23 protein-coding genes, 1 tRNA gene and 1 pseudogene are annotated in these 21586 nt (G+C 61.9%); 17 read left to right on the plus strand and 8 right to left on the minus strand.

Going from position 1 to position 21586, the window contains the following annotated elements; genetic code table 11:
* Window positions 1–24: 24 nt before the first annotated feature.
* Entirely contained in the window at window positions 25–1362 is a 1338-nt protein-coding gene (locus UF78_RS20795; protein WP_045164112.1) for a S41 family peptidase, read from the plus strand.
* Window positions 1363–1422: 60 nt separating this feature from the next.
* Complete coding sequence (locus UF78_RS20800; RefSeq protein WP_413044477.1) at window positions 1423–2178, plus strand: divergent polysaccharide deacetylase family protein; 756 nt, start codon at window positions 1423–1425, stop codon at window positions 2176–2178.
* A 7-nt stretch (window positions 2179–2185) separates the two neighbouring features.
* Here UF78_RS20800 and UF78_RS20805 read toward each other — a convergent pair whose 3' ends face one another.
* From UF78_RS20805 to hisB, 7 genes and pseudogenes are all read right to left on the minus strand, one after another.
* Window positions 2186–2932 (minus strand): substrate-binding periplasmic protein, encoded by a 747-nt coding sequence (locus tag UF78_RS20805; RefSeq protein WP_045164379.1) that lies wholly within the window; start codon window positions 2930–2932, stop codon window positions 2186–2188.
* 359 nt (window positions 2933–3291) lie between these two features.
* Window positions 3292–3474: pseudogene (locus UF78_RS23160) on the minus strand (amino acid ABC transporter substrate-binding protein); the annotation flags it as partial.
* Between the two features lie 98 nt (window positions 3475–3572).
* Window positions 3573–4343: an imidazole glycerol phosphate synthase subunit HisF gene (gene hisF / locus UF78_RS20810; protein WP_045164114.1), complete on the minus strand. Its 771-nt coding sequence runs from the start codon at window positions 4341–4343 to the stop codon at window positions 3573–3575.
* Window positions 4344–4425: 82 nt separating this feature from the next.
* On the minus strand, window positions 4426–5169 hold the full coding sequence (hisA, locus tag UF78_RS20815; protein ID WP_045164380.1) for a 1-(5-phosphoribosyl)-5-[(5-phosphoribosylamino)methylideneamino]imidazole-4-carboxamide isomerase: 744 nt from the start codon (window positions 5167–5169) through the stop codon (window positions 4426–4428).
* A 35-nt stretch (window positions 5170–5204) separates the two neighbouring features.
* Window positions 5205–5465: a DUF2164 domain-containing protein gene (locus UF78_RS20820; protein ID WP_045164115.1), complete on the minus strand. Its 261-nt coding sequence runs from the start codon at window positions 5463–5465 to the stop codon at window positions 5205–5207.
* Complete coding sequence (gene hisH / locus UF78_RS20825; RefSeq protein WP_045164116.1) at window positions 5465–6103, minus strand: imidazole glycerol phosphate synthase subunit HisH; 639 nt, start codon at window positions 6101–6103, stop codon at window positions 5465–5467. The genes UF78_RS20820 and hisH overlap by 1 nt, the downstream gene beginning before the upstream one ends.
* Complete coding sequence (gene hisB / locus UF78_RS20830; RefSeq protein WP_045164117.1) at window positions 6103–6696, minus strand: imidazoleglycerol-phosphate dehydratase HisB; 594 nt, start codon at window positions 6694–6696, stop codon at window positions 6103–6105. Before hisB ends, hisH begins: the two co-directional genes overlap by 1 nt.
* A gap of 269 nt (window positions 6697–6965) precedes the next feature.
* On the opposite strand from hisB, the gene panM reads away from it, so the two are divergent.
* The 15 genes from panM (at window position 6966) to UF78_RS20905 (ending at window position 20908) form a co-directional block, all read left to right on the plus strand.
* On the plus strand, window positions 6966–7364 hold the full coding sequence (gene panM / locus UF78_RS20835) for an aspartate 1-decarboxylase autocleavage activator PanM (RefSeq protein ID WP_045164118.1): 399 nt from the start codon (window positions 6966–6968) through the stop codon (window positions 7362–7364).
* A 143-nt stretch (window positions 7365–7507) separates the two neighbouring features.
* The gene (locus tag UF78_RS20840; RefSeq protein WP_045164119.1) at window positions 7508–9733 is read left to right on the plus strand and encodes an AsmA family protein; all 2226 of its coding nucleotides are present in this window, start codon (window positions 7508–7510) and stop codon (window positions 9731–9733) included.
* 11 nt (window positions 9734–9744) lie between these two features.
* Window positions 9745–10812 carry an A/G-specific adenine glycosylase gene (gene mutY, locus UF78_RS20845; RefSeq protein WP_045164381.1) on the plus strand — a complete coding sequence of 356 codons (1068 nt, stop codon included), beginning with the start codon at window positions 9745–9747 and terminating at the stop codon, window positions 10810–10812.
* The gene (locus tag UF78_RS20850) at window positions 10809–11081 is read left to right on the plus strand and encodes an oxidative damage protection protein (RefSeq protein WP_045164120.1); all 273 of its coding nucleotides are present in this window, start codon (window positions 10809–10811) and stop codon (window positions 11079–11081) included. Before mutY ends, UF78_RS20850 begins: the two co-directional genes overlap by 4 nt.
* Before the next feature lie 174 nt (window positions 11082–11255).
* Window positions 11256–11331, plus strand: a tRNA-Phe gene (locus UF78_RS20855).
* A 150-nt stretch (window positions 11332–11481) separates the two neighbouring features.
* Window positions 11482–11775 carry a hypothetical protein gene (locus UF78_RS20860; RefSeq protein ID WP_196298705.1) on the plus strand — a complete coding sequence of 98 codons (294 nt, stop codon included), beginning with the start codon at window positions 11482–11484 and terminating at the stop codon, window positions 11773–11775.
* Window positions 11768–12097, plus strand: a complete 330-nt coding sequence (locus UF78_RS20865) for a DUF3325 family protein (protein WP_045164122.1) — start codon at window positions 11768–11770, stop codon at window positions 12095–12097. The genes UF78_RS20860 and UF78_RS20865 overlap by 8 nt, the downstream gene beginning before the upstream one ends.
* Window positions 12098–12227: 130 nt before the next feature.
* A complete protein-coding gene (locus tag UF78_RS20870; protein ID WP_045164123.1) occupies window positions 12228–13007 on the plus strand; it encodes a substrate-binding periplasmic protein in 780 nt (259 codons plus the stop codon).
* Window positions 13008–13222: 215 nt separating this feature from the next.
* Window positions 13223–15283 (plus strand): BCCT family transporter, encoded by a 2061-nt coding sequence (locus UF78_RS20875; RefSeq protein WP_045164124.1) that lies wholly within the window; start codon window positions 13223–13225, stop codon window positions 15281–15283.
* Window positions 15284–15560: 277 nt separating this feature from the next.
* Entirely contained in the window at window positions 15561–16334 is a 774-nt protein-coding gene (locus UF78_RS20880; protein WP_045164125.1) for an ABC transporter ATP-binding protein, read from the plus strand.
* A gap of 16 nt (window positions 16335–16350) precedes the next feature.
* The gene (locus tag UF78_RS20885) at window positions 16351–17106 is read left to right on the plus strand and encodes an ABC transporter substrate-binding protein (RefSeq protein ID WP_045164126.1); all 756 of its coding nucleotides are present in this window, start codon (window positions 16351–16353) and stop codon (window positions 17104–17106) included.
* Window positions 17107–17167: 61 nt separating this feature from the next.
* A complete protein-coding gene (locus UF78_RS20890; RefSeq protein WP_045164127.1) occupies window positions 17168–17863 on the plus strand; it encodes an ABC transporter permease in 696 nt (231 codons plus the stop codon).
* A complete protein-coding gene (locus UF78_RS20895) occupies window positions 17860–18549 on the plus strand; it encodes an ABC transporter permease (protein WP_045164128.1) in 690 nt (229 codons plus the stop codon). The genes UF78_RS20890 and UF78_RS20895 overlap by 4 nt, the downstream gene beginning before the upstream one ends.
* Before the next feature lie 147 nt (window positions 18550–18696).
* A complete protein-coding gene (locus UF78_RS20900; RefSeq protein WP_045164129.1) occupies window positions 18697–19593 on the plus strand; it encodes a D-hexose-6-phosphate mutarotase in 897 nt (298 codons plus the stop codon).
* Between the two features lie 235 nt (window positions 19594–19828).
* Window positions 19829–20908: an FAD-dependent oxidoreductase gene (locus tag UF78_RS20905; protein ID WP_045164130.1), complete on the plus strand. Its 1080-nt coding sequence runs from the start codon at window positions 19829–19831 to the stop codon at window positions 20906–20908.
* Window positions 20909–20913: 5 nt separating this feature from the next.
* Here the strand turns inward: UF78_RS20905 and UF78_RS20910 are convergent, their stop codons facing one another.
* On the minus strand, window positions 20914–21585 hold the full coding sequence (locus UF78_RS20910) for a uracil-DNA glycosylase family protein (RefSeq protein ID WP_045164382.1): 672 nt from the start codon (window positions 21583–21585) through the stop codon (window positions 20914–20916).
* Between the last annotated feature and the right edge of the window lies 1 nt (window position 21586).

The raw sequence follows: 21586 nt of genomic DNA on the forward strand, positions 1-21586 counted from the left end.
CGCCCCTCACAACTGGAGTCAGACATGCTGCACCTGCGACGTATAGCCCAACCCACCACCCTGGCCCTGACCATCATGCTGGGGCTGTACGGGAGCGCCTGGGCCCAGCAATCGCCCGCAGAGCTGGCGCCAGAGCCAATTGCGCTGGACACCGCGACCCGCAAGGCCCCGCTGCCGCTGGACGAATTGCGCACCTTCGCCGAAGTGCTGGACCGGATCAAGGCCGCCTATGTCGAACCAGTCGATGACAAAACCCTGCTGGAGAATGCTATCAAGGGCATGCTCAGCAACCTCGATCCGCATTCTGCCTATCTCGAGCCCGAGGCCTTTGCCGAGTTGCAGGAAAGCACCAGCGGCGAGTTCGGCGGGCTCGGCATCGAGGTCGGCATTGAAGATGGCTTCATCAAGGTGGTGTCGCCGATCGACGACACACCAGCCTCCAAGGCTGGTATCGAGGCGGGCGATCTGATCGTCAAGATCGATGGCAAGCCGACCAAGGGCATGTCGATGATGGATGCGGTCAGCATGATGCGCGGCAAGCCGGGCAGCGATATATCGTTGTCGCTGGTGCGCGAGGGTGGCAAGCCCTTCACCGTCAAGCTCACCCGTGCGGTGATCAAGGTCAACAGCGTCAAGAGCCAGATGCTCGAACCCGGCTACGGCTATTTACGCGTCACCCAGTTCCAGATCAATACCGGCGAAGAAGTCGGCAAGGCGTTGGCGCGTCTGCGCAAGGAAAACAGCAAGAAACTCAACGGCCTGGTGCTCGACCTGCGTAACAACCCGGGTGGCGTGCTGCAGGCGGCAGTGGAGGTGTCCGATCACTTCCTCACGGATGGTCTGATCGTTTACACCAAAGGGCGCATCGCCAACTCCGAGCTGCGCTTCAGCGCCGATCCAGGCGACGCCAGCGAAGGCGTTCCCTTGGTCGTACTGATCAACGGCGGTAGCGCCTCTGCGTCGGAGATCGTCGCGGGTGCGCTGCAGGACCAGAAGCGCGGCGTCGTGATGGGTACAGACAGCTTCGGCAAGGGCTCGGTGCAGACCGTGCTGCCACTGAACAATGACCGCGCCCTGAAACTCACCACTGCGCTCTATTACACACCCAACGGCCGTTCCATCCAGGCTCAGGGCATCGAGCCCGATATCGAGGTAACCCGCGCCAAGCTGACACGCGAACAGGCCGCCGAAGGCATACGAGAGGCCGATCTGGCCGGCCATCTGGGCAACGGCAACGGAGGGCCGGAACGCCCCAGCGGCGCTCCGATCGTCAGCGATTCGCCACGCCCACAGGACGATGACTTCCAACTCGGCCAGGCGCTGAACCTGCTCAAGGGATTGAACCTCACTCGCGGTCAGTAGCGGATGCCCAAGGTCGTACGTCTTCTGCTGGGAATCCTCGCACCGCTGCTAATGGTCGTCATGGCCAGCGTTGAAGCCGGCGATATAGAAGGCGCAGATGATCTGGCAGTCGTCGCGCGGATGCCCAAGCTCGCTCTGGTGATCGATGATCTGGGCCAGAATGCCGCTCGGGACAGGCGTGTACTGGCCTTGCCCGGCCCGGTGGCCATGGCGATTCTGCCAGATACCCGCCACGCCACGAAGCTGGCTGAGCAGGCCAGGACGGCAGGTAAGACAGTCATGCTGCATTTGCCCATGGCCCCCGCCGGCGGCCCCTACGCCTGGCAGCCACAACTACCGCAGGCGGAGCTGGATCGCCGCCTGGACAGCGCACTGGCTAAGGTTCCCCATTCCAGCGGTGTGAACAATCACATGGGCAGTCAGATGACCGATCGACAGCGCCCCATGACCGCCCTGATGAGCGAGCTGCAGGAACGTCATCTATTCTTTCTGGACAGCCGCACCAACGCCGGAACCGTCGCCGCAGCTGCCGCGCAAAAGATCGGGTTGGCCAGCCTGTCGCGCGACATTTTTCTCGATGACGACCCCAGCCCCAAAGCCGTTGCCGAGCAGTTTCGCGCGGCCATACAGCTGGCTCGCAAACAAGGTTCAGTCGTGGTGATCGGCCATCCACACCCGGCCACACTTGCCCTGTTGGAGCGGGAGTTGCCGAAGCTCGGAGCACAGGGCATCGATTGGGTGAACATCGACCAGATGATCGCCACCCGGGGCAACCGCGCCATGATCGCCCATGGCGCAAACGGCCTTTATCGTTGAGGTTGAATCACAGGTAACGACGCATGATGGCGTCTATAGCGCCGTCACTCTTCATTTCGTTCAGCGCTTTCTGCAATCGCGTTACGACTTCATCTGGCGTCTGCTTGTTCAGCGCAAGGAACAGCTGCGCGTCGTTGAAGCGCAGCACCGTGGTCAATCCGCTTACCCCTTCCTGCTTGGCCAGGTAGGGCCCGACGGGGTCGGTTGTCGCCCATAGGTCTATCTGCCCCTTGAGCAGCTTGCCGATGTTTTCCTGGTCGCGCAGTGAATTGATCGGCTCGAAACCCTGGCTTTCCAAATGCTGGCTGACCGCATCGTTCTTGTATGCGCCGATCCGGTACTGCTGCGCCTGGTCAAGCGAACTCAGCCGCATCGGGCTGCCGGCCGGAGCCAGCAATACCCAGCCGGTACTGGCTAGCGGACCGACCCATTTGAACAACGGCTCACGCTCGGGCGTGTAGGTGGTGGAAAACAGGCCCTGGTCCGGATGCTCCAACGCTTGATTGTAGATACGCTCCCAGGGGAAACGCAGCGTCAGGCTGTAAGCGATCCCGGCACGCTTGAACATTTCGCGCACGATCTCGGCGTTGATTCCACTGATGTTGCGATCTGCAGCGTAGTTCTTGCCGTCCGCCGCCATGTTGAATGGCGGAAAGTTTTCTGTCAGCAACACCAGCTTGTAGTCATCAGGCAGTGCGGCCCTGGCCGAAGTCGCCATCAACAGCAACAGCCCGGCCATTAGAATTCGTCTCATCGATCCTTCCCCCACGTCAGCGAACATCCCATACGACACCGCGCTGGCCCTGCCGAGCAGACTCCATGCGGACCTCGTTCGATTATGTTTAGCAACTTGTGAACCAGACGCAGCGCAGCGACCCCCGCAATGTGAAAAACCGCACAGATCCAGGGAATCATATTGCCATCATTCGCAACCAGGCAATTGCCTGACGGATCAACGGGAGGGAAATACCGGCCGGCAAGCAGAGAAACGCGAGCGTGGCGTTCCGAAATAGAGCATCGCAGCGCTATAAACGCTGCGATTCGGCACGTCGACCGGAGCTGCAGCAAGGCAAACCGCTACAGATTGCGGCCGCTGATGGTGTCTAGCGTAATGACGCCGGTGCGCCTAAACGTTCCGAGAGTGATATCGGTGGCAATCGCGGTGATGTTTTCGTCACGCGCGAAGTTCTTGCCATCGACTGCCATGTTGTAGCGGCGGAAAGTTCTCGGTGAGCAGCTTTAGCGGCTCTGGTGCCGACTGCACGGCGCCAGCGATCAGCGAGAGTCGACGTCCATCGCAAAAAGCAGGGTTTTGAACATGATGTGACTCCCTGACGAAGCGGCAGCCGCGGCATGTTCGCGGCTGTGCTCCTGGTTGACTGGCGCGGCGCCGGTCAACGCATCACGATGCCACAACTGGCCATGTAAGCTTTGGCTTCTGGCACCGTGTATTCACCGAAGTGGAAGATGCTGGCCGCCAGCACCGCGTCAGCCTTGCCCTCGATGATGCCGTCGGCCAGGTGCTGCAGGTTGCCGACGCCACCGGATGCGATCACCGGGATGTGCACGGCCTCACTGATGGCGCGGGTCACGCCGAGGTCATAGCCGCTCTTGACGCCGTCCTGGTCCATGCTGGTCAAGAGAATCTCCCCGGCGCCCAGCGCTTCCATTTTCTGCGCCCAGACTACGGCGTCGAGCCCGGTGGGTTTGCGGCCACCATGGGTGAAGATTTCCCAGCGCGGCGTTTCGCCAGGTTTGGATACCTTTTTCGCGTCGATGGCGACCACGATGCACTGCGAGCCGAAGCGCTCGGCGGCTTCGCCAACGAATTCGGGGGTAAAGACGGCGGCGGTGTTGATCGAGACCTTGTCGGCACCGGCATTGAGCAGGTTGCGGATGTCTTGCACGCTGCGCACGCCGCCGCCGACGGTCAGCGGGATGAACACCTGGCTGGCCATGCGCTCCACCGTGTGCAGCGTGGTGTCGCGGTTGTCGACGCTGGCCGTGATATCGAGGAAAGTGATTTCGTCGGCGCCCTGCTCGTCGTAGCGACGGGCGATTTCCACCGGATCACCGGCATCGCGGATGTTCTCGAACTGGACGCCTTTGACCACGCGGCCATTGTCCACGTCGAGGCAGGGAATGATGCGTTTGGCGAGGGCCATGCTTTTCTCCGAAAAGAGCTTGAAGCCTTGAGCCAGAAGCTGGAAGCCGGTCGAGCTGCTTCCGGCTTCAGCTCACGACTTTTTATTCGTCTTTAAATTTGAGATCGCAGAGCGCCTGCGCCTCGGCCACGTCCAGCGTGCCCTCGTAAATCGCACGACCGGTGATGGCACCGATGACGCCGGGGGTATTGGTATCGAGCAGCTTCTGGATATCGCCGATGTTGTGGATACCGCCGGAGGCGATCACCGGAATACGGCTGGCGTTGGCCAGGGCCACCGTCGCCTCGACGTTGCAGCCCTGCATCATGCCGTCTTTGGCGATATCGGTGTAGACGATTGCCGAAACGCCATCGGCCTCGAAACGACGCGCCAGATCTACGGCCTGCACGCTGCTGACCTCTGCCCAGCCATCGGTGGCGACAAACCCGTCCTTGGCGTCCAAGCCGACGATCACCTTGCCCGGGAAGGCGCGGCAGGCCTCAGTGACGAACTCCGGCTGCTTGACCGCCTTGGTGCCGATGATCACGTAGCTGACGCCGGCGCGTACGTAGTGTTCTATGGTTTCCAGGGTACGAATGCCGCCCCCGATCTGGATCGGTAGGTCCGGATAACGCTTGGCGATCGCCGTGACCACTTCACCGTTGACCGGCTGCCCCTCGAAGGCACCGTTGAGATCGACCAGATGCAGACGACGGCAACCGGCCTCGACCCACTTGGCGGCCATGGCCACCGGGTCGTCGGAGAACACCGTAGCGTCGTCCATAAGCCCCTGACGCAGACGCACGCAGGCGCCGTCCTTGAGATCGATGGCGGGAATAATCAGCATGGCTCGAACCTGTTCAAATCGGATATCGGTTAAGGTCAGCTCTTCTCGAGCGCCCACAAGTCGCTTTCGATGCTTTCAAACCTTTCTTTAAGGTGTGTTTGCACATCGAAAATCGCCTTGTTGTAATAGAGCGGAGCAATCTCGCGAGCAAACAGATCGAGCACTTCCTGCGCTTCGAAGGAGCCGAGCTCCAGCTCGAAACGATCTTCCAGAAAGCGCTTTATGATCTGCTGTGCGGCCTGCTCCTGCGCAGAATCCAGCGTCAGGATCGGCGCTTTGAGCTTTGCCCGACTCATTACCAGCGGCCGTCCCAGGCGGCGAAGTTCTGCAGCAGCTGCAGGCCGTGGGTGTGGCTCTTCTCAGGGTGGAACTGCACGGCGAAGCGCGAGCCGTCGGCCAACGCGGCGGCGAAATCCTTGCCGTAGTGGCCGCGACCGACCACCTGTCTTGGATTTCCCGCTTCGATGTAATAGCTGTGCACGAAATAGAAGCGGCCATCGGCGGGAATGTTGTGCCAGAGCGGATGGGCAATCGCCTGCTCCACCTCGTTCCAGCCCATGTGCGGCACTTTCAGGCGCTCGCCGCCCTCTTGCATATCCTTGCCGAAGAAGCGCACCTGGCCAGGAAACAGGCCGATGCAATCGACACCACCGTTCTCCTCGCTACGCTCCATCAGCGCCTGCATGCCGACGCAGATGCCCAGGAACGGGCGATCGACGCTGACTTCGCGCACCAGCTCGTCGAAACCCAGGCGGCGAATCTCGGCCATGCAGTCGCGGATCGCGCCGACGCCGGGGAACACCACCCGATCGGCTTCGCGGATGACTTGCGCATCGCTGGTGATCAACACTCGGCCAGCACCGACGTGCTCGAGCGCCTTGGCAACCGAGTGCAGGTTACCCATGCCGTAATCGATGACGGCGACGGTCTGCATTACAGGCAACCCTTGGTTGACGGCATCTGCCCGGCCATCCGCTCATCCAGCGTCACCGCCATGCGCAGCGCGCGGCCGAAAGCCTTGAACACGGTTTCGATCTGGTGATGGGTGTTGTGCCCGCGCAGGTTGTCGATGTGCAGGGTGACCAAGGCGTGGTTGACGAAGCCCTGAAAGAATTCCTGAAACAGATCGACATCGAAACCGCCGACGGTGGCGCGGGTGTAAGGGACGTGCATCTGCAGGCCCGGACGCCCGGAGAAGTCGATCACCACGCGCGACAGCGCCTCATCCAGCGGCACGTAGGCATGTCCGTAGCGGGTCATGCCCTTCTTGTCGCCGACCGCCTTGGCAAAGGCCTGGCCGAGGGTGATGCCGACGTCCTCGACAGTATGGTGGTCATCGATGTGCAGATCGCCCTTGCACTCGATATCCAGATCGATGAGCCCATGGCGGGCGATCTGGTCGAGCATGTGTTCCAGAAAGGGCACACCAATGGCGAAACGGGCCTTGCCGGTGCCATCGAGGTTAATGGTGGCCTTGACCTGGGTTTCCAGGGTGTTGCGCTCTACGCATGCCGTACGTTCGGACATCGACAGCTCCGCTGATCGTGGGGCTAAAAAGATCGGCATTATAGGCGCAAACCCGCCTGCGGGGATACGCGCCCCGGCGGCTCACAATACGGCTAGCGGGAAGCCGGACGGGCGATCGTCGAAACATCTCGTCTGGTGGTGCTAAGCCTCAGGGTCCCCAAAAGCAGATCGCCCGAGATCCAGCACATCGGAACACGGCGCACCGCCACCGTGCGCTGGCAAGCCGGCGCAGTTATGCTTGCCGCAACCACACAGCGCACCAGGTCAACATGCCCGTATTCGTCGAAACCGTAACCGAGCCCAGCCAGCAGGATCGCATCGATCTCGCGAAAATATATGCCGACGCCCCGGATTGGCTGCTGGCGCCTTATGCGGATGCCACAGCTCTGATCGAGGCGGGACTGGCCAACCGTAGCCTGATCGCCGGCCGCTTCAATGATCGCCTGCTCGGCGCGGCCCTGTTGCAGCGGGGCGCTCCGCACTGGCGCCTCTCGCATCTATGCGTCCGCAAGGTCACCCGCCGTCGTGGCGTTGGCAAACGGATCCTGGACGAGTGCCGGCGCCTGGCTGCCGAAGCCTCGAACGAGCTGCATCTCGTAGCGCCGCCGGCGCACCTCGAAGCCCAGGCGCTGGCCGCACGGACACATCTGCCACTAGACCCCAGCTAGTTATGGCTGGACCGCTGCCTGCGCCTGCGCAGCCGGCCAGGAACCCAGGCGCCTGTAACTACTCCAACGCCAGCTGCGACGAAAGCCATGGTTCGCAGCGCTATACTCGCTGCTTTTGAATGCCAAACACAAAGGACCTGTCCATGAAAGCGCTCGGCAAGATCCTGGGCCTGGTAATCCTCGGGTTGCTGCTGCTCATCGTCGCATTGGGCTTTGCCCTGACCCACCTGTTCGATCCCAATGATTACAAGGACGAAATTCGCGAACTTGCCCGCGACAAGGCCGGACTCGAGCTGAATATCGCCGGCGACATCGGCTGGAGCCTGTTCCCCTGGCTCGGCCTGGAGCTACACGACACCACCCTGGCCAGCGTCCGAGCTCCACAACAGCCTTTCGCCGACCTGCGCATGCTTGGCCTCTCGGTCCGAGTGCTCCCGCTGTTCAGCCGTGAAGTGCAGATGAGCGATATCACGCTCAACGGCCTCAACCTGACCCTGAGCCGCGACGAAAACGGCAAGGGCAACTGGGAAGGCGTGGGCCAACCGGTTGCCAGCGAAACACAGCCTGGCGACACGCCACCAGCGGAACCGGCCGAAACCTCGACTGACGAGCAGAAAACCGACAATCGCAGGCGACCCCTGCGACTCGATATCGATAGCCTGACCATCAGCGATGCCCGAGTGTCCTACCACGACGCGAAAAGTGGCCAGCAATTCAGTGCCGAGGGCATCGAGCTGAGCACGGGCGCCATTCGCGAAGCCACCTCGATTCCGGTCAAACTCAACGCCTTCTTCGGCAGCAACAAGCCGGTGATGCGTGCGCGTACCGAACTGCAAGGCGCGCTGCGCTTCGATACCAAACTCCAACGCTATCAGCTCGAAGACCTGCGCCTGAGCGGGGAGGCTTCCGGCGAGCCGCTGCAAGGCAAGACTCTCTCCTTCAGCGCTCAAGGCCAGCTGCTGGCCGACCTGGCGGCCAACGTTGCCGAGTGGACCAGCCTCAAGTTCACCGCCAACCAGCTGCGTGGTCTTGGTGAGCTGAAAGCGCGCGATCTGCGGGAGCAGCCGAAGATCGCCGGCACCCTGTCCATCGCCCAATTCAACCTGCGCGAATTTCTCGACAGCATCGGCCAGCAGCTTCCGACCATGGCCGACAACAAGGCATTGAGCAAAGCCGAACTGGTCACTCGCCTGGCCGGGACTTCGAACAGCCTGACCTTTGAAGAACTCGACCTGAAGCTGGACGGCAGCACCTTTACCGGCCAGGTTGGCATCAGCGATTTCGCCAAGCAGGCACTGCGCGTCGACCTCAAGGGCGACCAGCTGAACCTCGATCATTACCTGCCGCCGCCAGGCAAGGACGATGCAGCTGGCGCGACTCGCCAGAGCGAAGTGGAAGCCACCGAAGCCGCGGCAATCGGCAGCGGCACCACGCCTCTGCCTGACAAACCGACCCAGCAAGCCTGGAGCGAAGCGCAGGTACTGCCGATCGGCACACTGCGCAGCCTGGACACCCGGATCAACCTGGATATCGGCAGCCTCACCGCAATGAAACTGCCATTCGACGGTTTCGCGCTCAAGGCACGCAGCGCTGGCGGTCTGCTGACGCTGCAGGAGCTGCGCGGCGGCATCTACAACGGCCGCATGGAAGCCTCGGCCAGCCTCGACGTGCGACCAGAGGTACCACTGATAACCGCCCAGACCCGCCTCGCCCGCGTTCCGGTCGAGCGCCTGCTGCAAAGCCAGGATGAAAAGGTCATCATCAAGGGCCTGCTCAACCTGGACAGCGACCTTCGCAGCCAGGGCAACAGCCAGAAGGCCTGGATCGACAATCTCAACGGCAACATCGGCTTCATCGTCGACAATGGCATCCTCGTCGATGCCAACCTCGAGCAGCAACTCTGCCACGCCATCGCCACCCTCAACCGCAAACCCCTCTCCAGCGACCCGCGTAGCAAGGACACCCCGTTCCGCCAATTGAAGGGCAGTCTGAACCTGCACAACGGCATCGCCAGCAACCCGGACCTGAAGGCCAGCATTCCCGGTTTGACGGTCAACGGCAACGGCGACATCGACCTCCGTGTGCTGGGCATGGACTACCGCGTCGGTATCGTCGTCGAAGGCGACAAAGGCGCGATGCCCGACCCGGCCTGCGCAGTCAATGAGCGCTATGTCGGCCTCGAATGGCCACTGCGCTGCCGCGGCCCGCTGGAACTAGGCGCCAAGGCGTGCCGCTTCGATAAGGACGGCCTCGGCAAGATCGCCGCCAGGCTCGCCGGAGAAAAGCTCAACGAAAAAATCGAAGAGAAGCTTGGCGACAAGGTCAGTCCTGAATTGAAAGACGCACTTAAAGGCCTGTTCAACCGATGATTGACCACCCCATGAGCCCGGAGCAGTTCGGCACCGCCGTGCTCGACTGGTACGACCGCCACGGGCGTAAAAATCTGCCCTGGCAGCAGGGCATCACGCCCTACCGGGTCTGGGTCTCGGAGATCATGCTGCAACAGACCCAAGTCAGCACCGTGCTCGGCTACTTCGACCGTTTCATGGCCACCCTGCCAACGGTCGAAGCCCTGGCCGACGCCACCGAAGACGAAGTGCTGCACCTGTGGACCGGCCTGGGCTATTACAGCCGCGCGCGCAACCTACACAAGACCGCCAAGCTGATCGTCACCGAGCACGGCGGCGAATTTCCGCAATGCGTCGATCAGCTCGCCGAGCTACCCGGCATCGGCCGCTCCACCGCCGGCGCTATCGCCAGCCTGAGCATGGGTTTGCGCGCCCCGATACTCGACGGCAACGTCAAGCGCGTATTGGCTCGCTACGTCGCGCAGGACGGTTATCCCGGAGAGCCGAAAGTCGCCAGACAGCTGTGGGACTTGGCCGAACGCATGACCCCGCAAGCGCGTGTCAATCACTACACCCAGGCGATGATGGATCTCGGCGCGACGCTCTGCACCCGCAGCAAGCCCAGCTGTCTGCTCTGCCCGTTAAAGAGCGGCTGCCGAGCCCATCTGCTCGGTCGCGAAACCGATTTCCCAGTGCCCAAACCACGCAAGGCATTGCCGCAGAAGCGCACCCTGATGCCGCTGCTGGCCAACCATGAAGGCGCCATCCTGCTTTATCGCCGTCCACCCACCGGACTATGGGGCGGACTCTGGAGCCTGCCGGAACTGGATGATCTGGCCGCGCTTGACCCGCTCGCCGCACGGCATGCACTGCAACTGCAGCAGCGCCGCGAGCTGCCGGGCCTGACTCATACGTTCAGCCATTTCCAGCTGGCGATCGAGCCGTGGCTGATCAGAGTCAAGCCCAAGGGCGATGCCGTGGCCGAGCCTGACTGGCTCTGGTATAACCTCGCCACCCCGCCGCGACTGGGGCTCGCCGCCCCGGTGAAGACGCTGCTCAAGCGCGCCGCCGCCGAATTGAACGCAGGAGAGATGTCATGACCCGCACCGTGAACTGCCGCAAGTATAAAGAACAACTGCCCGGCCTCGATCGCCCGCCGTATCCGGGCCCGAAGGGCGAAGACATCTACAACAACGTGTCGAAGAAGGCCTGGGACGACTGGCAGAAGCACCAGACCATGCTGATCAACGAGCGCCGGTTGAACATGATGAACGCCGAGGACCGCAAGTTCCTGCAAGCCGAGATGGACAAGTTCTTCTCCGGAGAGGATTACGCCCAGGCCGAGGGTTACGTACCGCCGAGCGAATGATCCGCCGCGTCCAGAGCGAGCAAGGCACCGCGCCCTGCTCGCCCCGCGCAAGCCGCCCGCGACGCCAAGATCGCTGCAAAAGGTCCAGCACAACGCTAAACGCCCGTTCTGGCTAAATATTTTCCTGGCCGCGCTTGACAGGCAAAAGCCAAATCCGTCTAATAGCGCCCCGTTGCCCAGGTAGCTCAGTCGGTAGAGCAGGGGATTGAAAATCCCCGTGTCGGCGGTTCGATTCCGTCCCTGGGCACCACTAATCCGAACGAAAAGGCTCACCCATGCGGTGGGCCTTTTTGTTTTCTGCTGCGTTTTTACAGCGCTCTTCACGATCCATGACGACGCATCCAGTCATGCGGCGCGCTCCAAGTTGTGCGCTGCGGCTCTGGAAGGTTGGGCGTTCTATTTGTACTGGTTGCTCGCGCTGGCTCACGCCGTGCTATGCCCGGCGCAGGCGTGGCGCAGGCAGCTGCAATCGGCCGCCGGGCTGGCCGTAAGTGCGGTGTTGCTGAACTGGCTCACCACTGGCGACCATTTGCTGCACAGCTTGTCCGCAGGACAGGCTGCCGTCGCCGGCATGGACCTGATGCTGATGGCCCTCGCCAGCGTTTGTCTGCTGGCGGCGCGGCGAATCCGCCAGGCCGAGCTCGCCCCTCAACCGGCTGCACGAGCCCTGCGCGAGAGGCATCAGCGTGCCTGAGCTGCTCGCTTCGGCGCTGGCGTTCGCGCTGCGCTATCTCGCCTTCGCCCTGCTAGCGCTCTGTCAGCCAGTGCATCGCAAGGCGGTCGATCCGCTGGCCTGTACACCCAGCCCGGCCAGCCAACAGGGCCGGAAGCTGCTCGCGGCTTTTTCTCTGGCAACAGCGCTGGCGCTGCTGCTGGCCCTACAAAGCAGCGGATTTGGTGCGGTCCTCTGGATGCTGCTGGTCAGCGCGGGGGCATTCAGCCTCTCGCTGACGCTGAGCTGGAAGCCCACCTGGTTGCGCCCGCTACTTCAATCGATCGGGAAACCGACGCGTTAAGTCTTAAGCCGTTTAGCCGCCCTGACTTAATTCTGGGCTAGGCTGATACCAGTGTGACGGGCCGACCGTCATATCGCCCTGGCTGCATTGATCCGCTAAGGAAGGCTTAACGCAACGCAAGGAGCAAGCCATGCGTAAGGTTCTCTCGATTCCGATGATCTGGCTGCTACTGGCTACTGCGCAGGCCAGCGCAGCGCCTTGGCGCTTCGTGACCGAAGACTTTCCCCCCTTCACCTACCCTGCCGACACCCCAGCCAACACTGACGCCGGCGTCGGTGCGGGTGGCCCTCTGGTGGAGGTGGTGCAAACGGTCTGCGTACGTTTGCAGCAGGACTGCACGATCACCTTGTATCCCTGGCGGCGAGCGCTGCGGCTCGCCGAGCAGGGCCAGGCGGATGGCATCTTCACACTAGTACGCTCGCCCCAACGGCAACAGATATTCCACATCACCCGGATGCTGGTGACTTCTCACTACAGCGTCTTCGCCCGTGATGACAGTACCTTCGTGTTTCATCAACCAAGCGATATGGCCGGCCGACGGGTTGGTGTTTATGGCCCTTCGGGAACCTCCTATGTGCTCTCCGAACGCCTCAAGGCCGTACCTGACGTGGACTTCCACCTGACTGCCGACAACCGGCGCCTGTTGCGCATGCTGCAGTCCGGACGCTTCGGCAAGGAAGGGCTGGCGGTGCTCAATCAGGATGTGGCCTGGCACCTGATCGAAGACGAACACCTCGATGGACTGCGAGAGGCGGGCGAAATGGGCCCGATCACCTACGGTATCGGGCTGTCGCGCAAGACGGTGAGCGAGACCCAGTTCATGGCGTTCGAGCATGCATTGGACGAGGCGATCGCCGACGGTACGGTGCCGAGCATCTTGCGCCGTTACCAACTGGAGCCGGCCTTCTGAGCGACCGCTCAACCAACCCACGCCAAGTCGCGCTGCCCCCGCCGTGGAGCCCCATGCCCGTTTGAAGTCCGACCAGTCTCTTGAGCAACGGACGTCCACACGGCAATGCTGGTGAGTATTTCGTCGCAAATGGCCGTCTACCTTCCTGATTGCCATCGCGCTTGGAGAGCCAAAGCGTTTTCCGTTCCACTCGCCAACCAGAGGCCCGAACACACATGGATGCAGAGAAGAAGAAGCTACCCAAAGCCATCATCCTTTTCCCGGTGTTCATTCCTGCCGTCGCCGTAACGCTGCTGCTGGTGCTCGGCACCATCAGCAATCCGGACCTGGCCGGCAAGGTATTCAGCTCTACGCTGGCGTTCATCACCACTAACTTCGGCTGGTTCTACATGCTGTCGGTGGCGTTCTTTCTGGTGTTTATCGTCGGTATCGCGATGACACCCTGGGGCAGCATCAAGCTCGGACCTGACCACGCGGAACCGCAATACAGCTTCCCCGCCTGGTTCGCCATGCTGTTTTCTGCCGGCTACGGCATCGCCCTGTTGTTCTTCGGCGTGGCCGAGCCGGTGCTGCATTACGCCTCGCCGCCGGCCGGTGCAGCGGAAACGGTCGACTCAGCCAAGCAGGCGATGCAGATCGCCTTCTTCCACTGGGGCTTTCATATCTGGGCGATCTACGGCTTGACTGGCCTGGTGCTGGCGTATTTTTCCTTTCGCCACGGACTGCCGCTGTCCATGCGCTCGGCGCTCTATCCGATCATTGGCGAACGCATCTACGGGCCAATCGGTCACGTGGTGGATGTCTTCGCCATTCTCGGTACGCTGTTCGGCATCGCCACGACGCTCGGGTTGTCGGTTACCCAGATCAACGCCGGGATCAACTATCTGTGGCCGGACATTCCGGTGAGTATCGGGGTCCAGATCACCGCCATCGCCGTCATCACCGCCATGGCGATCTGCTCGGTGGTCGCCGGCCTCGACAAGGGCGTGAAGAATCTCTCGCTGCTGAACATGATTCTCGCGATCGCGCTGATGCTGTTCGTGTTTCTGGCCGGCCCGACCATCTTCATTCTCGAAACCTTTTTGCAGAACACAGGCAGCTACCTGAACAACATCATCGAGCGTACCTTCAATCTGCAGGCCTATTCGCGCAGCGACTGGATCGGCAACTGGACCCTGTTCATCTTCGGCTGGACAATCGCCTGGTCGCCGTTCGTGGGTCTGTTCATCGCCAAGATCAGCCGCGGCCGGACGATTCGGCAGTTCGTCTTCGGCGTGATGTTCGTGCCGACGATCTTTACCTTTCTGTGGTTTTCGGTGTTCGGCGACACCGCGCTGCATCTGATCATGGTCGAGGGCTACACCTCGCTGATCGCCGATGTGCAGGCCGATAACGCCATTGCGCTGTTCAAATTGTTCGAACTGCTCCCGATGAGCGCTATCACCTCGTTCCTGGCGGTGCTGCTGATCGTCACCTTCTTCGTCACCTCGTCGGACTCCGGCTCGTTGGTGATCGACTCGCTGGCAGCCGGCGGCGCGAGCCATACGCCGGTCTGGCAACGCGTGTTCTGGGCCAGTACGGAGGGGCTGGTGGCGGCCGCGCTTTTGCTCGCCGGTGGCCTTAGCGCGCTGCAGACCATGACCATCGCCAGTGCGTTGCCGTTCGCCATCATCATGCTGATCTCCGCGCTGGGCATGTGGCGCGCGCTGGTGATCGAAGGGCATCACGAAACCAGCCTGCAGAACCACATGCAAAGCAGCCGCCTGGCCAGCAACGCCGGGCCGGGTCTGTGGAAGAAGCGCCTTGCCGGCATGGTCAGCTTCCCAGACCGCGAGCAGGTCGAAGACTTCATGAGCAGCACCGTGCTCAAGGCCATGCGCCGTGTGCAGCGCGAACTCAGCGGCCAAGAGTGGAACGCCGAGGTGCATACGGACGAAGCCAACTCTCGCGTCTATCTGGAAGTGCTCAAGGAAGCCCAGGTAGATTTCATCTACGAAATCCGCATGGTGGGCTACGCCATGCCCGCCTTCGCCCTTTCCGAAGGGCCGGATACTGATGAGCAGTACTATCGCGCCGAGGTTTTCCTGCGCCGCGGCGGGCAGCACTATGACATTTACGGCTATGACCAGCAGGACATCATCAGCGACATCCTCGACCAGTTCGAAAAGTACCTGCACTTCCTGCATATATCGCCGGGAAGCCTGCCGTGGAAAATGAACGAACACGACGAGATGCTGAGCGGCGAAACCGATCTGCCCAAACCCGATCAGCCATGAGGAGCGACCGCGACTCTGCGCAAGCGGTCGCGTCGTTTGTCCGCGTTTCGCTCCGGGTTTCGGGCAATGGCGCTAAATTCATCTATATATAGAAGACCGATTAACGAGGCCAACCATCGGTGACCAACCGGTCACGAAGCTTGGTATGGTGCCGCGCTTGGCGCATGCCCCCGCCCATGCTAGGTTTGCGCCTCGCCAGGAGGGCGAGCAGTCGGCCGGAGCGCAATTTACACAGAAAAGGACCACGCAACGCCCTGGTCCGAGAAGAGGAAGCTCAATGGCTGAGGCCATCCCAGCACTGGAAATCCGCAACCTGCACAAGCGCTACGGCGATCTGGAAGTACTCAAAGGCATCTCGCTGACCGCGCGCGACGGCGATGTGATTTCCATCCTCGGCTCGTCCGGCTCCGGAAAATCCACATTTCTGCGCTGCATCAATCTGCTGGAGAACCCCAACGAGGGCGAGATTCTCGTCGCTGGCGAGCAGCTGCGCCTCAAACGCGCCAAAGACGGCGACCTGGTGGCAGCCGACGCCAAGCAGATCAACCTGATGCGCAGCAAGCTCGGCTTCGTGTTCCAGAATTTCAATCTCTGGCCGCACATGAGCGTGCTGGACAACATCATAGAGGCGCCACGACGCGTGCTCGGCCTGAGCAAGGCTGAAGCCACCGAAAGCGCCGAGGCCTTGCTGGCCAAGGTGGGCATCGCCGATAAGCGCCATGTCTACCCCAATCAGCTATCCGGCGGTCAGCAGCAGCGCGCGGCCATCGCACGCACCTTGGCGATGCAACCCAAGGTCATCCTGTTCGACGAGCCGACCTCGGCGCTCGATCCGGAAATGGTACAAGAAGTGCTTGCAGTAATCCGGTCACTGGCCGATGAGGGTCGTACCATGCTGCTCGTTACCCATGAAATGAATTTCGCCAAACAGGTCTCCAGTGAGGTGGTTTTTCTTCATCAGGGCCTGGTCGAAGAGCAAGGAACGCCGGAGCAGGTGTTCGACAACCCCCAATCGGCACGCTGTAAACAGTTCATGTCCAGCCATCGCTAATGGAGCAACACATCGCATGAAAAGCTATAAGAAAATTCTGCTGACTGCCGCCGCCACCCTGATGCTCGGCGCCAACGCCTTTGCCGCCGACAAGCTGCGCATCGGTACTGAGGGCGCCTATCCTCCCTTCAACCTGATCGACGCCAGCGGCCAGGTGGTCGGCTTCGACCTGGATATCGCCCACGCACTCTGCGCCAAGATGGAAGTCGAGTGCGAAGTGGTCACCTCCGACTGGGACGGCATCATTCCGGCGCTGAACGCCGGCAAATTCGACTTCCTCGCCGCGTCCATGTCGGTCACAGAGGAGCGTAAGAATGCCGTCGACTTCACCGACCACTACTACACCAACAAGCTGCAGTTCGTGGCGCCCAAATCGGTCGACTTCAAGACTGACGAGGGATATCTGAAGGGCAAAACCATCGGAGCGCAGCGTGCCACCATCGCTGGCACCTGGCTGGAAGACAACATGGATGGCGTGGTCGACATCAAGCTCTACGACACCCAAGAGAATGCCTACCTCGATCTGGCTTCCGGCCGCGTCGATGGCATCCTCGCCGACTCCTTCGTGCAGTGGGAATGGCTCAAGAGCGACGCCGGCAAGGACTTCGAATTCAAGGGTGAGCCGGTGTTCGATAACGACAAGATCGCTATCGCCGTGCGCAAGGGCAACGATGAGCTGCGCGAGAAGCTGAACAAGGCACTGGCTGAAATCAGAGCCGACGGCACCTACGAGAAGATCAACGCGAAGTACTTCCCTTTCGATATCTACTGATCCGTCTGAATCAAGGCCCGGTCGCCAATCTGGTCGGCCGGGCTTTGGTGTTTGAGCCCATATGATCCCCGACCTTCATGGATTCGGTCCCGCGCTGCTCGCCGGGACCTGGATGACCATTCAACTGGCCCTCGCGGCGCTGGCCCTGGGCCTCGTGCTCGGCCTGCTTGGCGCACTTGCCAAGACTTCTCCGTTCGCCGCCCTGCGCTGGATAGGCGGCACCTATTCGACCATCGTGCGCGGCGTACCCGAACTGCTCTGGGTGCTGTTGATCTATTTCGGCACCATCGGCCTGGTGCGTGGCATCGGTGAGATATTCGGTATCGAGAATCTTGCCCTGAGCCCGTTTACCGCCGGCACCATCGCCCTCGGCCTGTGCTTCGGCGCTTATGCCACCGAAGTCTTTCGCGGCGCGTTGCTGGCTATTCCCAAGGGCCATCGCGAAGCCGGATTGGCCCTGGGCCTGGGCAAGCCGCGGATATTCCTGCGGCTGATCCTGCCGCAGATGTGGCGCTTGGCCCTGCCCGGCCTGGGCAACCTGTTCATGATCCTGATGAAGGACACCGCGCTGGTTTCGGTGATTGGCCTGGACGAGATCATGCGCAGTTCGCAAATCGCCGTGACCGCCAGCAAGGAGCCCTTCACCTTCTTCGTCGTCGCCGCCTTCATCTACCTTGGCCTGACCGTTATCGCCATGAGCGGTATGTACTTCCTCGAAAAACGCGCCGGTCGCGGCTTCGCCAGGAGCACCGCATGAGCTGGGAACTGTTCATCAAGTGGCTGCCAAGCTTCCTCGACGGCGCCTGGCTGACCCTGCAACTGGTCGGCGCTTCGGTCGTCGCTGGGCTGATCCTTGCGCTGCCGCTGGGCATCGCCCGTTCCTCACGCATCCTGGCGGTGCGCGCCCTGCCCTACGGCTATATCTTTTTCTTCCGCGGTACACCGCTGCTGGTGCAGCTGTTCCTGGTCTATTACGGCATGGCGCAGTTCGAGGTGGTTCGCCAAAGCGCGCTTTGGCCGTTCCTGCGCGATCCGTACTGGTGCGCGATCATCACCATGACGCTGCATACCGCCGCCTATATCGCCGAAATCATCCGCGGCGCGATCCAGAATGTGCCGCCGGGGGAAATCGAAGCGGCGCGTGCGCTGGGCATGTCGCGTAGCCAGGCGATGTGGCACATCATCCTGCCGCGCGCGGCGCGCATCGGTCTGCCGGCCTACAGCAACGAAGTCATTCTGATGCTCAAGGCCAGCGCCTTGGCGAGCACCATCACCCTGCTCGAACTGACCGGCATGGCACGCAAAATCGCGGCGCGCACCTATATGCACGAAGAAATGTTCCTCACTGCGGGCCTGATCTATCTGATCATCGCTTTCATCCTGATGCAGGGTTTCAAACTGCTGGAGCGATGGTTGCGCGTGGATGCCTGCCAGGGACGCTGAGCCCCCGCTACCGAGACCCGACGGCTCGACCCTACTTCCGACAGTGATCGAGTCCGTCCCGCAGCCCGGTCAGCCGAAACCGGCCGGTGCGGAATCCTCTGGCGCGAACAAGGTCAGAACAACCCAGCATTTGCCAACGAGACTGCCATGCCCGCCGACATTCAGCGCATCGAAATGGACCAACTGCCCTGCTGGCGCATCCGCAACGGTGCCGCCGAACTGATCGTCGCCGAACAGGGCGCGCAGGTGCTCTGCTACCGTCAGGGCGATGCGTCGCCGGTCATCTGGCTCAGCGAAGAGGCGTCATTCGAACGCGGCCAGGCGGTGCGCGGCGGGATCCCGGTGTGCTGGCCTTGGTTCGGCGATCTGATCCGCAATCCGCAACCGATCCAGGACGCCTACCGGGGCAGCCAACCGGCTCCGGCGCACGGGTTGGTGCGCAACATCGACTGGCTGCTGAAAGATTCGTGCAGCGACGCCGACGGCGCCACGCTGGAATTCGCCTGCAACGAAGCTGGCAGCCTGCCTGGCTGGCCTCACGCGGTGGACTTGAAGCTGCAGATTCGCCTGGACCATAAAGGGCTGCACCTGACGCTGACCAGCCACAACCGTGGTCAGGCAGAGATCGCGCTGTCCCAGGCAATGCACAGCTATTTCACCATCAGCGACATCCATCAGGTCTCGGTGGAAGGGCTGGACGGCTGCCCCTATATCGAAACCCTGGACGCCTGGCAGCAACGCCAGCAGCAGGGTGATCTCGCCTTCGATGGCGAGACCGACCGTATCTACCTCGAGCTGCCGCCGACGCTGTGCCTGCGTGATCCGGGACTCAACCGCCGGATTATCCTGAAGACCCGCGGCTCCCGCTCGGCCGTGCTGTGGAACCCATGGGTCGCCAAGGCGCAGCGCCTGTCACAGTTCGCCGACGATGCCTGGCAGCGGATGCTTTGCATCGAGACGGCAAACGTGCTGGACGACATGGTCCGACTGGCCCCCGGCGCCACTCATTCTCTGAGTGTCTCGATCGACGTCGAAACGCTCTGAGGCCGAACCGACGCCCACCTCGATAGCCAAGATTCAAGCGTCCAGCCGCGCATTGAATCTATACTGCAACGAGCATCCCTTCACCGCCCTGGCAACCGCCAGGCGGCGACTGATGCAGCCTGCCGGTCAGTTGCGATGCTCTGGAGGTTATCTCGATGTCATGGATGCCGCGCTGCGCCACACGAGCCCTAGCCAACCCTGTTCCTCATCCGCATCAGCCTTGCTCTGATGCGCCATGAATACTGACTTCGACCTGCTGCTTGCTGGCGCTGGTCATAGCCACCTCGGCGCGCTGCGCCAATGGGCCAGCCGTGAACGCCCCGTGGGCCGGATCGGCCTGATCTCGGCCGATCCCCATGCCTGGTACTCGGGCATGATGCCCGGCCTCATTGCCGAGCATTACCAGGCACGCCAATGCCGGATCGCGCTACCCAAACTCTGCGCAGCGGCCGAAGTCGAGTTCATCCAGGGCACGATGGTTGCGCTACTTCCGGAAACCCCCGAGCTGCTCCTGGCGACTGGCGAGACATTGCGCAGCACCTGGCTGTCACTGAACTTGGGCTCCCTGCCCTGGCTACCGGAGCAATCCGGAGATGGTATGGAGTTGCTCTCGGTGAAGCCGTTCGCCGACTTCATCCGGCGCTGGCAACAATGGCAGGAAATCCCTGAGCCGCTGGCGATTGTCGGCGGCGGCGCGGCAGGTGTCGAACTGGCGCTGGCGATGGCCGGTCGAGCTCCGTCCATCGAGCTGTTCTCCGATGGCCAGCTGCTTACCGCGCATCCGCCACGCCTGCGCCGTCTCGCGCTGAGGCATCTGCAGCACGCCAAGGTGCAAGTCCATGAAAACACTCCGATCCAGGCGGTGCATGGCAACACCCTGATCGGCGACGGCCAGATCCGCTGGCGGGGCCGACGTCTGGTCGTCGCAACCGGACCCAGCCCGCTGGAGTGGGTGCGCGAATCCGGCTTGCGGCTGGATGCACGCGGCTTCATTGATGTCTCGCCAGCATTGCAAAGCCGCTCTCATCCGCACGTTTTCGCCAGCGGAGATTGCGCCAGTCTTCCCGGCGCCCTCCACAACGGTGTTCACGCGGTGCGCCAGGCGGCTGTACTCGCCACCAACCTTGGTCGAGCAGCCATCGGCCAGCCGCTGCGTCATTACCATCCACCAACGCACAGCCTCGCCCTGTTGGCCGACGGTCACGGAGGGGCGCTGCTGAGCTGGGGCAGCCTGGCGGCCGAAGGTCGGTTACTGGGCCGCTGGAAGGATTATATCGATCGCCGCTTCATGCGCCGTCATGGCAGCGAAGGCTGACGCGCTCAATCGAGCAGTTGCTGCAGACGTGTCTCCAGCAGCGCCGGAAAGCGTTCGAACCAGGCACGGTTGCGCGGCGAGGGATGTGGAAGCGGATGCAGACGAAACGCTCGCGTAGTGCCCTGTTCCGTTGCCAGCTCAATATCGAAACAGGCCGTGAAACGGTCTTCACGCTGCCAGAACTCTTCGAGCTGCCGGCGCACCTCGCGCGGCTGTTCCAAGCCGAACCAGAGAAAGGCTTCGCGCCCGAGCGTGACGATGTCGCGACCGCGCCAGTTGTCGATCAGCACCCGGCGCATCAGCGGATGAAAACGACGCTTGACCGCCATCGACCAGGCGCGATTGCCCAGTGGTTTGTAGGGCACCGTATTGATCCAGAAAAAGCCCGCACCGACCGCCCGGCTCGCCTCGAAATCCGGCATGTCTTCGCCGTGCAGATGCCGGTAGAGCGAACGCCGTACCAGTTGACCACCGCCACCGATGAAGGGCTCGCCATAGCGAACCTCCTCGCGTCCCGGATCCCGGCCGAAGAAGGCGATGGGCGCGTCCGCCCGACCGAGGCCGATGATCGGCTCCAACGGGTCCTTATCGAATTTCTGATAGACCGACACGTCAATGCCTTCGGTCCGGGCTGCGAGCGCGCGGAAAGCCTCACGCTCGGTCTGATCGAGGGGAATC

Origin of the sequence: Stutzerimonas stutzeri (genome assembly GCF_000952685.1) — a bacterium.
Lineage (GTDB): Bacteria > Pseudomonadota > Gammaproteobacteria > Pseudomonadales > Pseudomonadaceae > Stutzerimonas > Stutzerimonas stutzeri_E.